General features: G+C 61.0%; 12 protein-coding genes and 1 tRNA gene. 11 read left to right on the top strand and 2 right to left on the bottom strand.

All coding sequences use genetic code 11. From position 1 onward, the window contains the following. Positions 1-4 precede the first annotated feature (4 nt). The 7 genes from lolB to ychF all read left to right on the top strand — a co-directional run bounded on the left by lolB (position 5) and on the right by ychF (position 5,192). The gene (lolB, locus tag QIW53_RS23005; RefSeq protein ID WP_371051872.1) at positions 5-622 is read left to right on the top strand and encodes a lipoprotein insertase outer membrane protein LolB; all 618 of its coding nucleotides are present in this window, start codon (positions 5-7) and stop codon (positions 620-622) included. A gap of 1 nt (position 623) precedes the next feature. Further along, positions 624-1,475, top strand: coding sequence for a 4-(cytidine 5'-diphospho)-2-C-methyl-D-erythritol kinase (gene ispE, locus QIW53_RS23000; protein WP_371051871.1), 852 nt, complete (start codon positions 624-626; stop codon positions 1,473-1,475). Positions 1,476-1,511: 36 nt separating this feature from the next. Then, positions 1,512-1,586: transfer RNA gene (locus QIW53_RS22995), tRNA-Gln, on the top strand. Between the two features lie 47 nt (positions 1,587-1,633). Further along, a complete protein-coding gene (locus QIW53_RS22990) occupies positions 1,634-2,575 on the top strand; it encodes a ribose-phosphate pyrophosphokinase (protein ID WP_003171603.1) in 942 nt (313 codons plus the stop codon). A 140-nt stretch (positions 2,576-2,715) separates the two neighbouring features. Beyond that, the gene (locus QIW53_RS22985; RefSeq protein WP_371051870.1) at positions 2,716-3,315 is read left to right on the top strand and encodes a 50S ribosomal protein L25/general stress protein Ctc; all 600 of its coding nucleotides are present in this window, start codon (positions 2,716-2,718) and stop codon (positions 3,313-3,315) included. Between the two features lie 169 nt (positions 3,316-3,484). Then, the gene (gene pth / locus QIW53_RS22980) at positions 3,485-4,069 is read left to right on the top strand and encodes an aminoacyl-tRNA hydrolase (protein ID WP_008037207.1); all 585 of its coding nucleotides are present in this window, start codon (positions 3,485-3,487) and stop codon (positions 4,067-4,069) included. A gap of 22 nt (positions 4,070-4,091) precedes the next feature. Continuing rightward, on the top strand, positions 4,092-5,192 hold the full coding sequence (gene ychF / locus QIW53_RS22975; protein WP_371051869.1) for a redox-regulated ATPase YchF: 1,101 nt from the start codon (positions 4,092-4,094) through the stop codon (positions 5,190-5,192). Between the two features lie 75 nt (positions 5,193-5,267). On the opposite strand, the gene QIW53_RS22970 is transcribed toward ychF, so the two are convergent. Further along, positions 5,268-6,485: an MFS transporter gene (locus QIW53_RS22970; protein ID WP_371051868.1), complete on the bottom strand. Its 1,218-nt coding sequence runs from the start codon at positions 6,483-6,485 to the stop codon at positions 5,268-5,270. Between the two features lie 415 nt (positions 6,486-6,900). Here QIW53_RS22970 and QIW53_RS22965 point away from each other — a divergent pair, with 415 nt between their 5' ends. Continuing rightward, positions 6,901-8,958, top strand: coding sequence for a methyl-accepting chemotaxis protein (locus tag QIW53_RS22965; RefSeq protein ID WP_371051867.1), 2,058 nt, complete (start codon positions 6,901-6,903; stop codon positions 8,956-8,958). Positions 8,959-8,970: 12 nt separating this feature from the next. Here QIW53_RS22965 and QIW53_RS22960 read toward each other — a convergent pair whose 3' ends face one another. Beyond that, the gene (locus QIW53_RS22960) at positions 8,971-9,876 is read right to left on the bottom strand and encodes a LysR substrate-binding domain-containing protein (RefSeq protein WP_371051866.1); all 906 of its coding nucleotides are present in this window, start codon (positions 9,874-9,876) and stop codon (positions 8,971-8,973) included. Positions 9,877-10,099: 223 nt separating this feature from the next. Here QIW53_RS22960 and QIW53_RS22955 point away from each other — a divergent pair, with 223 nt between their 5' ends. Genes QIW53_RS22955 through QIW53_RS22945 form a run of 3 tightly spaced genes read left to right on the top strand, consistent with a single transcriptional unit; the run spans position 10,100 to position 12,960 of the window. Then, positions 10,100-11,218 carry an ABC transporter ATP-binding protein gene (locus tag QIW53_RS22955; RefSeq protein WP_371051865.1) on the top strand — a complete coding sequence of 373 codons (1,119 nt, stop codon included), beginning with the start codon at positions 10,100-10,102 and terminating at the stop codon, positions 11,216-11,218. A 15-nt stretch (positions 11,219-11,233) separates the two neighbouring features. Further along, a complete protein-coding gene (locus QIW53_RS22950) occupies positions 11,234-12,154 on the top strand; it encodes an ABC transporter permease (RefSeq protein WP_371051864.1) in 921 nt (306 codons plus the stop codon). After that, positions 12,151-12,960 (top strand): ABC transporter permease, encoded by an 810-nt coding sequence (locus tag QIW53_RS22945; RefSeq protein WP_371051863.1) that lies wholly within the window; start codon positions 12,151-12,153, stop codon positions 12,958-12,960. The genes QIW53_RS22950 and QIW53_RS22945 overlap by 4 nt, the downstream gene beginning before the upstream one ends. Positions 12,961-12,979 lie beyond the last annotated feature (19 nt).

Below are 12,979 nucleotides of genomic sequence, written 5' to 3'. Positions count from 1 at the left end.
GATTATGTTTTTGCGCCACTTCATCGTTTTCAGCTTCATCGCCCTGCTCGCCGGTTGCGCGGGCTTCGGCGCCCGTGAGTCGGTTCAGGGCCAGGGCAACCAGGCCCAATGGCGCGATCACAAGGCGCAACTGACCGGTATCGATGGCTGGCAGATCAACGGCAAGATCGGCATTCGCGCCCCGAAAGACTCGGGCAGCGGCACGTTGTTCTGGCTGCAGCGCCAGGATTACTACGACATCCGCCTCTCCGGCCCCCTGGGCCGTGGCGCGGCGCGGTTGACCGGTTCCCCCGGCAAGGTGTCGCTCGAAGTCGCCAACCAGGGCCGCTATGAAGCGCCGACCCCGGAAGTGCTGCTCGAAGAACAACTGGGCTGGAACCTGCCGGTGTCACACCTGAACTGGTGGGTCCGCGGGCTTCCGGCGCCGGACAGCAAGAGTCTCCTGACCCTGGATGCCGACAGCCGCCTGGCCAACCTGGATCAGGATGGCTGGCAAGTCGAATACCTGAGTTACACCGAACAGAACGGCTACTGGCTGCCCGAGCGGATCAAGCTGCATGGCGCCGACCTTGATGTCACCCTGGTGATCAAGGAATGGCAACCGCGCAAGCTGGGGCAATGACATGACGCCCCCGCGCCTGACCCTGCCCTCCCCGGCCAAGCTCAACCTGATGCTGCACATCCTCGGGCGCCGTGAAGACGGTTACCACGAGCTGCAGACGATTTTTCAGTTCCTCGATTACGGCGATGAAATCACCTTTGCCGTACGCGACGATGGCGTGATTCAACTGCACACCGAATTCGAAGGCGTCCCCCACGACAGCAACCTGATCGTTCGTGCGGCGAAAAAACTTCAGGAGCAATCCGGTTGTTCGCTGGGGATCGACATCTGGATCGAAAAAATCCTGCCCATGGGCGGCGGAATCGGCGGCGGCAGTTCAAATGCCGCGACGACTTTGCTCGGCCTCAATCACCTCTGGCAACTGGGCTGGAACGAAGACAGACTGGCCGCGCTGGGCCTGAGCCTGGGCGCCGACGTCCCGGTTTTCGTGCGTGGCCACGCGGCTTTCGCCGAGGGCGTAGGGGAGAAACTCACCCCGGTTGACCCCGAAGAACCGTGGTATCTCGTACTTGTTCCGCAAGTATCTGTAAGTACAGCAGAAATTTTTTCAGATCCACTGTTGACACGTAACTCTCCTCCCATTAAAGTGCGCCCCGTTCCCAAGGGAAACAGTCGAAATGACTGCTTACCGGTGGTAGCGAGGCGTTATCCAGATGTTCGTAACGCTTTGAATTTGTTAGGTAATTTTACCGAAGCAAAACTCACCGGAACTGGAAGTTGTGTGTTTGGGGGCTTCCCAAGCAAAGCTGAAGCTGATAAAGTCTCGGCCCTTCTTACAGAGACCCTTACAGGGTTTGTAGCAAAAGGAAGCAACATTTCGATGTTGCATCGCAAGCTGCAAAGTCTGCTCTAAAGGAACCGAGTACTGGGTACTCGTTGCAACAGATACAGGGGCGTCGCCAAGCGGTAAGGCAGCAGGTTTTGATCCTGCCATGCGTTGGTTCGAATCCAGCCGCCCCTGCCATTTTCCTATACTCATCCAGGTATACCCTCAGCCTTCAGGTACTGCGCGTGTCCAAGATGATGGTCTTTACGGGGAACGCTAACCCCGATCTGGCTCGGCGTGTCGTACGTCAGCTGCATATCCCTCTCGGTGACATCTCTGTCGGAAAATTCTCCGACGGCGAAATTACTGCCGAGATCAATGAAAACGTCCGCGGTAAAGATGTCTTCATTATTCAGCCGACTTGCGCTCCGACCAACGATAACCTGATGGAACTGGTCGTGATGGCTGATGCCTTCCGCCGCTCCTCGGCTACTCGTATCACTGCTGTTATTCCTTACTTTGGTTATGCCCGTCAGGATCGCCGTCCGCGTTCCGCACGTGTGGCTATCAGCGCGAAAGTCGTGGCTGACATGCTGACCGTCGTTGGCATCGATCGTGTTCTCACGGTTGACCTGCACGCTGACCAGATTCAGGGTTTCTTCGATATTCCGGTAGATAACATCTACGGCTCCCCGGTTCTGGTGGATGACATTGAAGATCAGCGCTTCGAAAACCTGATGATCGTGTCCCCGGACATTGGCGGCGTCGTGCGTGCACGTGCCGTTGCCAAATCCCTGGGCGTGGACCTCGGGATCATCGACAAACGCCGTGAGAAAGCCAATCACTCCGAAGTGATGCATATCATTGGTGATGTCGAAGGGCGTACCTGCATCCTGGTCGATGACATGGTCGACACTGCCGGTACCCTGTGCCACGCAGCCAAGGCCTTGAAAGAGCATGGCGCTGCCAAGGTGTTCGCCTATTGCACGCACCCTGTGTTGTCGGGTCGGGCGATCGAGAACATTGAAAATTCCGTGCTGGACGAACTGGTGGTGACCAACACCATCCCGTTGTCCGCTGCAGCACAAGCCTGTGCGCGTATCCGTCAACTGGATATCGCACCGGTCGTTGCCGAAGCGGTCCGCCGCATCAGCAATGAAGAATCGATCAGCGCGATGTTCCGTTAAGGGCCCTGCCCTTCTCGAACCTCCCGTTGACGAAATGCGCCCCGCCCTGGCATTCCTGCCGGGGCGGGGCTTTTTTGCCCATACCGTGTCCGGCGCTGGTCGCAAACGCCAACCGGTAATGGCTATTTTGGAGATACAAAATGACTGACTTTACTCTGAACGCTCAAGCGCGTACTGACCTGGGGAAAGGTGCGAGCCGCCGCCTGCGTCACGCTCTGAACATCCCTGCCGTGGTATACGGTGGCAACAAGCCTGCTGAATCCGTGACCATCCTGGCCAAGGAAATCGCCAAGCTGTTCGAAAACGAAGCGGCCTACAGCCACGTGATCGAGCTGAACGTCGACGGCACCAAGCAAAACGTCATCGTCAAAGCCATGCAGCGTCACCCAGCCAAGCAATTCATCATGCACGCTGACTTCGTGCGTGTTGTTGCTGGCCAGAAACTGACTGCCAAGGTTCCGGTTCACTTCATCAACGAAGAAGCTCCGGTCAAGAAAGGCGGCGAAATCTCTCACGTTGTGAACGAGATCGAAGTGTCCTGCGAAGCCAAGGACCTGCCTGAGTTCATCGAAGTCGACCTGGCCAACGCCGAAGTCGGTTCGATCGTTCACCTGTCCGACCTCAAAGCCCCTAAAGGCGTTGAGTTCGTTGCTCTGGCACACGGTGATGACAAGGCTGTTGCCAACGTTCACGCTCCACGTGTTGCTCCAGAAGCTACCGAAGAAGGCGCTGCAGAGTAATTTCACTCTGTTCGCCGGAGTGACGGAAACATCGCGGACTGGAACGTAGCGAGAAAGCGGGCGGGAACGCGGAGTTTACATTCATGGTAAATGAGCATTGTTCGTCCACTTTCGCCGCTCTCCCGGGTTGCGGCGATGTGATCCACCACTTCAAGGAAGGGCCCCTATCGTGACTGCCATCAAACTGATCGTTGGCCTGGGAAATCCAGGCGCTGAATACGAACAGACCCGGCACAACGCAGGGGCCCTTTTTGTTGAGCGCATCGCGAACGCACAAGGTGTCAACCTCGTGGCTGATCGCAAGTATTTCGGCCTGACCGGGCGCTATTCGCATCAGGGTCAGGATGTTCGTCTGCTCATTCCCACCACCTACATGAACCGCAGCGGCCAGGCTGTCGCGGCACTCGCCGGATTCTTCCGCATCAAGCCTGAAGAAATCCTGGTGGCGCATGACGAACTCGACCTGCCTCCGGGCGTCGCCAAGCTCAAGCAGGGCGGCGGCCATGGCGGTCACAACGGGTTGCGCGACATCATCGCGCAACTGGGCAATCAGAATACCTTCTACCGCTTGCGGCTTGGCATCGGCCACCCGGGCGTAGCCAGTATGGTTTCAAATTTCGTCCTGGGTCGCGCGCCTCGCGCCGAACAGGAAAAACTCGATGCCAGCATCGACTTTGCCCTCGGCGTGCTGCCGGATATCCTCGCCGGGGAATGGAACCGCGCGATGAAAAACCTGCACAGCCAGAAGGCCTGACTCTTATCCGAGGGGAAACACCATGGGATTCAATTGCGGCATCGTCGGCCTGCCTAACGTCGGCAAGTCCACCCTGTTCAACGCCCTGACCAAATCCGGGATCGCGGCCGAGAACTTCCCCTTCTGCACCATCGAGCCCAACAGCGGGATCGTACCGATGCCGGATTCGCGTCTGGATGCCCTGGCAGCCATCGTCAATCCGAAACGCATCCTGCCGACCACCATGGAATTCGTCGACATCGCGGGCCTGGTCGCCGGCGCGTCGAAAGGTGAAGGCCTGGGCAACAAGTTCCTGGCCAACATCCGTGAAACCGACGCCATCGCCCACGTGGTCCGCTGCTTCGAAGACGAGAACGTGATTCACGTCTCCAACAGCGTCGACCCGAAACGCGACATCGAGATCATCGACCTGGAACTGATCTTCGCCGACCTCGACAGCTGCGAGAAGCAACTGCAGAAAGTCGCGCGCAACGCCAAGGGCGGTGACAAGGATGCAGTCGCTCAAAAGGCCCTGCTCGAGCAATTGATCGCGCACTTCACCGAAGGCAAGCCTGCACGCAGCCTGATGAAGAACATGAGCGCCGAGGAAAAGGCGATCATCAAGGGTTTCCACCTGCTGACCACCAAGCCGGTGATGTACATCGCCAACGTCGCTGAAGACGGCTTCGAGAACAACCCGCACCTGGACGTGGTCAAGGCCATCGCAGAAGAAGAAGGCGCGGTGGTTGTACCAGTCTGCAACAAGATCGAAGCGGAAATCGCCGAGCTGGATGATGGCGAAGAAAAAGACATGTTCCTCGAGGCCCTGGGCCTGGAAGAACCTGGCCTGAACCGCGTGATCCGCGCCGGCTACGAAATGCTGCACCTGCAGACCTACTTCACCGCCGGTGTCGAAGAAGTCCGCGCCTGGACTGTCCGCGTCGGTGCCACCGCACCACAAGCCGCTGGCGTGATCCACACCGACTTCGAAAAAGGCTTCATCCGCGCCGAAGTGATCGCCTACAACGACTTCATCCAGTTCAAGGGCGAAGCCGGTGCCAAGGAAGCCGGTAAATGGCGCCTTGAAGGCAAGGACTACATCGTCAAGGACGGCGACGTGATGCACTTCCGTTTCAACGTCTAAACGCTTTACCCATGAAAAAGCCGCGTTCGATACGCGGCTTTTTTGTGCCTGCGTTTTACCCACTGTGGGAGCCGATCAGGCCTTTTGGGTTCTTGGCAGGAAAATCGCCAGCACGCCGAACAACGGCAGGAACGAGCACAGGAAGTACACGTACTCGATGCCGTGGATGTCCGCCAGATGCCCCAGCAATGCCGCGCCAATCCCGCCGAAGCCGAACATCAGGCCGAAGAACACCCCGGCGATCATCCCGACATTGCCCGGCACCAGCTCCTGCGCATAGACCACGATGGCCGAGAACGCCGAAGCCAGGATGAAGCCGATCACCACGCTCAGGACGCTGGTCCAGAACAGGTCGACGTGGGGCAGGAGCAAGGTGAACGGCGCCACGCCCAGGATCGAAAACCAGATCACGGCCTTGCGACCGATCTTGTCACCAATCGGCCCGCCGAAGAACGTCCCTGCCGCCACCGCCCCCAGGAACAGGAAAAGATGCAGTTGCGAACTGGCCACCGAGAGGTCGAACTTTTCGATCAGGTAGAAGGTGAAGTAGCTGGTGAGGCTGGACATGTAAAAATACTTGGAGAACACCAGCAAGCCCAGCACCACCAGTGCACTGATGACCCGGGCTTTCGACAAGCCATGGGTGGCCGCCTGGCCCTGCTTGAGCTTGAACAGGTTCAAGTGATTGGCGTACCAGCGACTGATGCGATAGAGCACGAACAACGCAAACACCGCGAACAGGCCGAACCACGCCACGTGGCCCTGGCCGAATGGAATGATGATTGCCGCCGCCAGCAACGGACCGAAGGCCGAGCCGGCGTTGCCGCCCACCTGGAAGGTCGATTGCGCCAGGCCGAAGCGTCCGCCCGAAGCCAGCCGGGCAATGCGCGATGCTTCCGGGTGGAAGGTCGATGAGCCGATGCCGATCAATCCGGCCGCCAGCAGAATCAACGGGAAGTTGCCGACCACCGACATCATCAGGATGCCGATCAGGGTGCACACCGTCCCGGCCGGCAGCAGCCAGGGCTTGGGATGGCGATCGGTGTGGTAGCCGACCCACGGCTGCAACAGCGACGCCGTCAGTTGGAACGTCAAGGTGATCAGGCCGACCTGGGTGAAGGTCAGGCCGTAGTTTTCCTTGAGCATCGGGTAGATCGACGGCAGCACGGACTGGATCAGGTCGTTGATCAAATGCGCCAGCGCCACGGCGCCGATGATGTGCATGACCAAGGGGCTGCTTTGCGGGGGCGCGGACGCCGGCGTCGCGCCGGTCTGGGCGTTGCTGATAGCCATGGGAATTTCCGAACGACAGATGGGTGCACAGAGGCAGGTGCGTCAATGTGCCATTTTTCGGTGCAGCAGCGCCAGCCTCTGTAGGAGCGAGCATGCTCGCGATGGACTACCAGGCACCGCTGGGCACCTGACTGCCCGCGTTATCGTTCACGACCATCGCGAGCATGCTCGCTCCTATAGACAACACGAGGTTCCGGCAGGTAATAGCGCTTCGCCATGGTCTGAATCTTGCCTTGTTATTCGCTTCAACGCGGTGCCCTTACAAAGGGCACCGAGAATGGGAATTTTCGCTACAGAGCCGGCCTACAGAGCTGACGAGGGTGAATTTCCGAGGCCTTTAAAAGGGGCACGAGTCGCGGCCGTAACGGCTTCGACGCACGCCAATGGTGCGTGGTGACCAAAGGAGTCGTGGGGCATGCAGGCTTTTTTATCTCCGGGGATCGGGTTGTTGGGCCGTTTCGGCTTCGCCCGCAAATTTCAGTTGCTGTTCCTGCTGTTCATTCTGCCGCTGGCGGGCAGCCTGCTGATGATCGGCCAGGACTACCGCGCCAAATTGAGCCTGATCTCCGGTGAACGCGCCGGCGTGCGGCAACTGCTTGCACTCGACACGCTGGATAACCTGCTGTCCGCCCAGCGCGACCGCGCCGCCCGCTGGCGCGCCACCGAAACCAATCGCCAGCCGACACCCGCGACCGTCGCGGCCATGACGGCGTTTGACGCCGTGCAACCCGCCATCGTCCAGGCCACCTCGGACCTGGGCCAGGCCCTGCAAACCGAAGGCGCCGAGGGCGAGACCCTGACCCGTTATCAAGCCCTGCAATCCGCGCTCAACGGCCTCGACTCGAAAAGCCTGAGCAGCGTCGGCTGGTGGCCGGACGGCTATGACCGGTTCACCAATGCCTTGAGCGCCCTGCAAGCTCTGCGCGAACAGATCGCCATGGACAATCGGCTGACCCTCGCGCCCTGGCTGGAAACCTACCTGCTGACGCAAATTTCCACCCAGCACGCGCCGGACCTGATCGAGCGCGTGGGCCGTCTGGCCAGTGTCGGCCAGGCCTCGGTGGTGTCCGGGCAATTCACCCTGCAGAGCCGCCTGCAATTGCGCGACCTGCGCAGCCGCATCGGCGACGCCCGCGAACAGCTTGTTAAAACTGCTGGCCTGTTGGAAGCGCGCCTGCCCAGCGAACTGCAAGCCTGGGCCGGGCAATACCATGACAGCCTGAAAAACCTCGACGCCGAACTCAAAGTGCTCGATGACGGCGTGTTCGGCGGCAGCATCCAGCTCAAGCCCGAGGAGTTCGAGCGTGGTCTGGACGCCCTGCTCGGCGACCTCGCGACGCTGCGCCAGCAATCGCTGGTCTCGCTCGATCAGCGCCTGGATTACTACCACGGTTCGGCGATCCGCCAATTCATTGTGGTCGCCATCATCTTTGGCTGCCTGCTGCTGGCCGCCCTGTACCTGTTCGTCTGCCTGCAAGCCTCGATCCGTCGCAGCGCCAGCGGCATTACGCTGCTGGCCGAGGCCCTGCGCGACGGCAACCTCAGCCTGCAGGTCCCGGTTGAAGGGCGCGACGAGCTGGCGGCGATCAGCACTGCGCTCAACGTCGCCGTGGTGCAGCTGCGCAACAGCCTGCTGGGGGTCGATCACGAAACCCTGCAACTGAGCAATGCGGTACGCACCCTCAATCACCATTCCAGCGGTGCCTTGAGCGAAGTCGAAGCGCAGCAGTTGCAGATCAGCCAGATCGCCGCCGCCGCGACGCAATTGGCCGCGACGTCCCAGGGCGTGGCCCAGAGTTGCGAGCAGGCCTCCGGCAGCGCCCAGCATACCCAGCGCATTGCCGCCGACAGCAGCCGCGACAGCCAGCGCACCACCGCGAGTATCCAGCAGCTCAATCAGCGCTTGAACGATACGGCGGCGGCCCTCGGGCGCGTCAGCGAACAAGGCCAGCAGATCCAGCTGGTGGTCGACACCATTCGCGGGGTCGCCGAACAGACCAACCTGCTCGCGCTCAACGCCGCCATCGAAGCGGCGCGCGCCGGTGAACAGGGCCGGGGGTTTGCGGTGGTCGCCGATGAAGTGCGCAGCCTGTCGCAACGCACCCAGTCCTCCACTGCGCAGATCGCCGGCACCGTCGACAGCCTGCGCAATACCGTGGATGAAGCCGTGAGGTTGATGGAGGCCGCCTGCGGCCAGGCGCAGACCGACGCACAGGCCGTCACCGGCCTCGGCGAGCGCTTGGGCGAAATTGCCAATGCGGTGCAGAGCGTCACCGACACACTGACGCAGATCGCCACAGCGGTGGACGAGCAAGCCAGCACCGCCGATGAAGTCAGCGGCAATATCCAGCAGGTCGACCAGGCCGCGGTGCGTCTGCTCGAAGGGGCACGGGCGGTGAATCTGGCGGCAGACACCTTGAGCCATGGCAGCCAGGTGCTCAGCGAGAACACCGGACGGTTCCGCCTCAACTGAGGCAAGGCGGTTTCAGGCGCGGATCACCGCTTGCGGGAAATCCTGCTCCAGCTCCGTCCTGAGCCACTGAATGAACCACGACACGTCCGCCGAGAGTTCGGCGGATGGCGTCAACACGCGGTAGCTTTCCAGTTTGACTTGCGCGTCCAGCACCCGCACCAGCGCACCACTGCGCAGTTCTTCGCGCACCAGCACTTCGTTGGCCAAGGCGATGCCCTGCCCGCTCTCGGCCACCGACAAGGCGTGATCATTATTGACATACAACATGTCCGAGTTGAGGTGCGCATCCAGATCGTAGGCGGCAAACCACAGGTTCCACCACTCGCCGTCGTCGACATGGATCAGGTTGTGCTTCACCAGGTCGGCCGGCCCCTCGATCGGCCCGACGCTCGCCAGGTAGTCCGGGGTGCAGATCGGAAACACCCGTGGGCAGATCAGGCTGACGCGCGAATGGGCATACTGCCCGTCCAGGCCGTAGACGATCCCGAGGTCGGCGCTCTTGCCATCGACATCGGTGAAGGTGGAGTTGGGCTCGATGGCGAACTTGAGGCCCGGGCGCAAATGACGCATGCCCTCGATTCGCGGCATCAACCAGCGCTTGGCGAACCCCGGCACCACCATGATGCGCAACCAGCGCTCGGCTTCCCTGGGGCGAACCTCCTTGCCGGCCTCGATCATCAGTTGCAGGGCCGCCGCAATCTTGCGGTGATACTTCTCGCCTGCCGACGTCAGGGTCACACCCCGGGAAGTACGCTCGAACAGTTGGACACCCAGCCAGTCCTCCAGCAATTTCACATGGCGGCCGATCGCTGGCTGGGTCACGTGAAGCGCTTTGGATGCCTCGACATAGCTGCCCAGGCGGGCCGCTGCATCAAAAGCACGCACCGCGTTCAAGGGCGGCAAACGATGATCAGCCATGTTCCGGGCGCCCCTGATATTAAATTATTTAACAGCTCGTATAATAAAATTGAAGTTTCGCCCCCGCAACCCCTCACTGATAATCCAGGCACAGCAAAACAAAAAACAGCTGGCTCACGACGCTTTTACACATCTCGATCCTGCCCAAAAAAATAATATCCATGGCCAATGGCATTGCTGGTTCGAGCAGGTCTTGAGGCGATGGGGGAATCGGAGGTAACGCATGAATGCTGTGCATTCGCTGCAAACACTGGCGGTGTCGATCCGCTCGGTGCGCAAAGTCTACGGTGATCCACAGACCGGTCCGGTGGCGCTGAAAAGCATCGACCTGGACATTCGCGACAACGAATTCTTCACCCTCCTTGGCCCTTCCGGCTGCGGCAAAACCACACTCCTGCGGATGATCGCCGGCTTCGAATTCCCGACCCAGGGCGAAATTCTGCTCTATGGCGAAAACATCGCCGACCGCCCGCCGTTCGAGCGTCCGGTCAATACGGTGTTTCAGCACTACGCCTTGTTCCCGCACATGACCATCGCCGAGAACCTGGCCTTCGGGCTCGAATCGCATCCGATGGGCAAGGTCATGAACAAGGCCGGGATTGCCGAGCGCGTACGCGAGATGCTGGCGCTGGTGCAGATGGAGCGCTTCGCGAATCGCAAGCCGGCACAACTGTCTGGCGGCCAGCAACAACGCGTCGCGCTGGGGCGAGCCCTGGCGCCGCATCCCAAGGTGCTCCTGCTCGACGAGCCGCTCTCGGCCCTCGACCTCAAGCTGCGCCAGGCCATGCGTGAAGAACTCAAGGCCATCCAGGCCAAGACCGGCATCACCTTCATCTTCGTCACCCATGACCAGGAAGAAGCGTTGACCATGTCCGACCGCATCGCCGTGCTGTCCGAAGGTGAAGTGCAGCAGGTCGGGCGTCCGGAGGACATCTACGAACGCCCGCGCAATCGCTTTGTCGCCGACTTCATCGGTGAAACAAACTTCATCGAAGGCACGGTCACGCGGGTCGAAGACGGCCAGGCCTGGTTCGCCGGCCCCGCCGGGCATCCGCTGCCGGCGCAACCGTACAGCGAGGTCCAGGTCGGCGCCAACGTCGCGCTGTCCGTACGCCCGGAGCGCCTGCACCTGGTGCCCGTCGCCAGCGAGGGCGCGCTGCCCTGCCGGATCGAGGCGCAGATCTACCTCGGCACCGACCTGCAATATCAGGTCAGCCTGAGCGATGGTTCGCGGCTCACCGTGCGCACCCCCAACAGCGTCGATCGCAGCCTGCGCTTTGCCGTGGGCACCCAGGCCGGTCTGTTGTTCGACAACGGCAGCGCCAGCGTCCTGCACGATTGAGCCCGAGGATTTGCCATGCATGCTTTACCGATCGCCAACACCCTGGAGCGCCGTCGGGCCTTCCAGAGTTTTCTCGGGGTCAGCCCCGCGCTGATCGCCATCGGCCTGTTTCTGATCGTGCCGATCCTGATCGTCATCGGTTACTCGCTGATGGAGGCCAACCCCTACGGCGGGGTCAACAAGGTCTTCAGCAGCGACGCCTACACCTCGTTGCTGTTCGAACGACAACTGGATGACAGCCTGGCGTTCGCCGACTCCTACCTGCTGATTGCCTTGCGTTCCATCGGCATCGCCGGGCTGACGACCGTCATCACCCTGCTGGTGGGTTTTCCAGTGGCGGTGTGGCTGGCGATGCAGCCGCCCCATCGGCGTGGCCTGTTGATCTTCCTGATCACGGTGCCGTTCTGGGCCAACCTGCTGATCCGCACCTACGCCTGGATTCTGCTGCTGCGCAACACCGGGGTGATCAACAACAGCCTGATGGGGCTCGGGCTCATCGACCAGCCGTTGCAACTGCTGTACACCGACGGCGCGGTGTTGCTGGGGTTGGTCTACACCTACGCGCCCTTTGTGGTGCTGCCGATCTACGCGACGCTGGAGAAGATGGACATCCGCCTGCTGGAGGCGGCTCAGGACCTGTACGCCGGGCGGATACGCACCCTGCGCAAAGTGGTGCTGCCGATTGCCAGGCCGGGAATTCTCGCCGGTGCCATCCTCACGTTCGTGCCGTGCCTGGGGGCAATGATCGCGCCGGAACTGCTCGGCGGCGGCACCCGCATGATGCTCGGCAACCTGATTTTCCGGCAGTTCAGCGACGCCCGAAACTGGCCTTTTGGTGCGGCGCTGTCGCTGGTGCTGATGGCCGCCGTGATGCTGGTGCTGACGGTGTATGCCTTGCGCGCCGAGCGCCAGCGCATCGCCAAGGGAGGTGCATGATGCGGCGTCCATTCAATACAAACCGCTTGGGTGTGCAGGATTTTCCAGGCTTCGGCGGTTTCAGCTTCCTGTTCTACCTGTACCTCTACGCGCCCATCGTGGTGCTGGTGGTGTTCTCGTTCAATGCCAACCAGTCCGCGACCGTGTGGACCGGCTTCAGCCTGGACTGGTACCGGGCAGCGTTCGCCAACCAGGCCTTGCGCCAGGCGGCGGGCAACAGTCTGTTGATCGCGGTGTGCGCGAGCATGATCGCCACGGCGATTGCCACCCTCGCCGCCCTCGGCACCTCCCGGGGCGCGAAATTCAAGGGGCTGCAACTGTCGATGGGCGCCATCATGTTGCCCCTGGTCTTGCCGGAAATCGTGGTCGGTGTCGCCACCCTGGCGTTGTTTTCCACCGTCGGCCTGTCCCTGGGCTACGGCAACCTGATCATCGCCCACACGGTGTTCTGCATCCCCTTCGCCTACCTGCCGATTCGCGCACGACTCAACGACATGGACCTGTCCCTGGAGCAGGCATCGGCCGACCTCTACGCCGGCCCGTGGCGAACCTTTCGCAAGGTCACCCTGCCGTTGTTGATGCCGGGGATTTTCTCCGGGCTGATGCTGGCGTTCATCGTGTCCCTGGATAACTTCGTGATCTCGATGATGGTTTCCCAGGCGGGCACCACCACCCTGCCGATCTTCATTTTCGGCCTGTTGCGCATGGGCGTGACACCCGACGTCAACGCTGTGTCGACGCTGATCCTGGGCGTCTCGGTGCTGTTCGTCAGCCTCTCCTATCTGCTGGGAAAAAAGCACAACTGAACCTTTCAAGTACTGTGGG

It is taken from the genome of Pseudomonas fluorescens (assembly GCF_041354075.1).
GTDB classification, from domain to species: Bacteria; Pseudomonadota; Gammaproteobacteria; order Pseudomonadales; family Pseudomonadaceae; genus Aquipseudomonas; species Aquipseudomonas fluorescens_CE.
Note: the sequence above shows the minus strand (reverse complement) of the source record. Positions and strands in the feature narration are given on the sequence as shown.

Bases quoted from the DNA above. Each gene is read 5' to 3' on its own strand.
- lolB (WP_371051872.1), top strand. From the start codon at position 5: ATGTTTTTGCGCCACTTCATCGTTTTCAGCTTCATCGCCCTGCTCGCC.
- ispE (WP_371051871.1), top strand. From the start codon at position 624: ATGACGCCCCCGCGCCTGACCCTGCCCTCCCCGGCCAAGCTCAACCTG.
- QIW53_RS22985 (WP_371051870.1), top strand. From the start codon at position 2,716: ATGACTGACTTTACTCTGAACGCTCAAGCGCGTACTGACCTGGGGAAA.
- ychF (WP_371051869.1), top strand. From the start codon at position 4,092: ATGGGATTCAATTGCGGCATCGTCGGCCTGCCTAACGTCGGCAAGTCC.
- QIW53_RS22970 (WP_371051868.1), bottom strand. From the start codon at position 6,485: ATGGCTATCAGCAACGCCCAGACCGGCGCGACGCCGGCGTCCGCGCCC.
- QIW53_RS22965 (WP_371051867.1), top strand. From the start codon at position 6,901: ATGCAGGCTTTTTTATCTCCGGGGATCGGGTTGTTGGGCCGTTTCGGC.
- QIW53_RS22960 (WP_371051866.1), bottom strand. From the start codon at position 9,876: ATGGCTGATCATCGTTTGCCGCCCTTGAACGCGGTGCGTGCTTTTGAT.
- QIW53_RS22955 (WP_371051865.1), top strand. From the start codon at position 10,100: ATGAATGCTGTGCATTCGCTGCAAACACTGGCGGTGTCGATCCGCTCG.
- QIW53_RS22950 (WP_371051864.1), top strand. From the start codon at position 11,234: ATGCATGCTTTACCGATCGCCAACACCCTGGAGCGCCGTCGGGCCTTC.
- QIW53_RS22945 (WP_371051863.1), top strand. From the start codon at position 12,151: ATGATGCGGCGTCCATTCAATACAAACCGCTTGGGTGTGCAGGATTTT.